At 40.1% G+C, this 314-nt stretch carries 1 protein-coding gene; it reads left to right on the forward strand.

What is annotated here, in order from left to right; translation table 11 throughout:
* Positions 1-314, forward strand: a 314-nt coding sequence (locus C1G53_RS09570; protein ID WP_153046698.1) for a sulfatase-like hydrolase/transferase, incomplete at both ends; no start/stop codon positions are given.

The following is a 314-nucleotide window of genomic DNA, read 5'->3' on the forward strand; positions in this document are numbered from 1 at the left end:
AGTCACACCTTTCCTCAATTCTCTGTATCATTCTAGCTCTACTCTTGCCTTTTCCAATTTCTTTAACCAAGTTAAGGCAGGTAAGACCTCTGATGCCGAAACCATGATTGAAACCTCTCTTTTTGGACTCAATCAAGGCTCTTTCATGGTCCAATATGGCGGAAGCAATACCCAACAAGCTGCACCATATATTCTCTCTCAAAATGGAGGATATACATCTGCTGTATTCCACGGTAATGCAGCCAGTTTCTGGAATAGGAACAACACCTATAAACAATGGGGTTACAATTACTTCTTTGATCAATCCTATTTCT

Source organism: Streptococcus suis (assembly GCF_002960445.1).
GTDB classification, from domain to species: Bacteria; Bacillota; Bacilli; order Lactobacillales; family Streptococcaceae; genus Streptococcus; species Streptococcus hyiners.